The sequence below is a fragment of the Ornithinibacillus gellani genome, from assembly GCF_003730295.1.
GTDB lineage: Bacteria > Bacillota > Bacilli > Bacillales > Amphibacillaceae > Ornithinibacillus_A > Ornithinibacillus_A gellani.
Map to the genome: position 1 here is coordinate 1 of NZ_QTSZ01000048.1, position 1,344 is coordinate 1,344.

General features: G+C 44.2%; 1 protein-coding gene. It reads right to left on the reverse strand.

Going from position 1 to position 1,344, the window contains the following annotated elements; all coding sequences use genetic code 11:
* A partial coding sequence (locus DX933_RS14815; RefSeq protein ID WP_123317225.1) for a carboxypeptidase regulatory-like domain-containing protein occupies positions 1-1,344 on the reverse strand: 1,344 nt, incomplete at both ends.

A 1,344-nucleotide genomic window follows, 5' to 3' on the forward strand; every position in this document is an offset into this window, starting at 1 on the left:
TACCGTCATCGTAACCAATTTCGCCACCTGGAACCATGTAAAATGGTTCTAGCGCAAAGTCAACAGTGACATCTCCATCAACGGTCACTTCTGCTTCTTGCCCGTGGTAGCCACGCGCACTAATCTTTAACGTATACGTACCTTCATAGGCAGTTAGTTGATAATTTCCATCTGCATCTGTTTGAACAGGTGTCACGTTTGCATCCTCTACAAGAAGTAGGGTGGCATCTTCAACCGGTTCGCCAGTTGCTTCATCTGTAACAGTACCTTGAATCGTACCTTGCGGTAGTTCTTGTAAAGTAAAGTTTGCCGTTGATGTTTCATCTGCGGCTACTTCAACTGACTGTTCAGCAGATTCAAAGCCATAGGCCTCCGCCTTCAAGGTGAAGGTTCCTGTTGCATGCATTAAAGCATAGCTTCCGTCCTGTGGATTTGTATTCACGGAACGTCCACTTTCAAGTACACTCACTTTGGCAGCCATTGGCAGCTGTGCTAGGCTTGCATCTTTCTCTGCAGCAGCTTCACCTTTTTCCGGCATTGCTGGTACAGATAGCGCAGGATTAACAGCTGGCTTATTCGGAATCATATCCAAGCCTGCCATCATACCAACGGAGCGCTTTTGATCTTTGTTAATCGCTTTGGAAGTTAGATTCAATGAGCTATCTGAGATGGCTACATCATCAATATACCAGCCTTCTCTCGTAACACTTGAATCGGATGTTGCATTAAAAGTGATATAGATACGTTCACTGCTATACTCAGAAAGATCAACCTCTGCATCTTCCCATCCATCTGAAGTTCCTTCAACAATAAGATGCTGTGTCCACTCTTCCTGATCTGTTGAAACATACACATAACCGAAGTCATATGCGAAACCAGAACTATATTTCTCAAAATCATGCCAGTGTTTAAATTGTAAATATGCATTTCCATCCGATAAATCAACTGGCGGCATGAGTAAGGATGCATTCATGCTGCTAGCATAGTCACCGGAAAGATTCGTTGCATAAACTTTTTCACCCGAAAAAGCTGCTTCAGGGCCTGATTCTGGAACGCCCCATTCCCAGCTATCATTATCACCATAGGATGTCCATCCTACCGGAGCTGTTTCAAAGTCTTCAAAATAACCCACAGTGATGCCGGGCTTCACGTCAACTGTGTAGTCATCTGTTTGTACTTCATTATTACCGAAGTCATTCAATGTCCAGTAGTAGGTTAGGCTGCCTTCGGCAATTGCATCTCCTGGAATGGTTGCTTTATATTCCCCGCTCTTATAATCACCGGAAATACGATTTGCAGTGACTTCTACCGTCTCACCATCCTGTTCATAGTGAAGGGTAACAG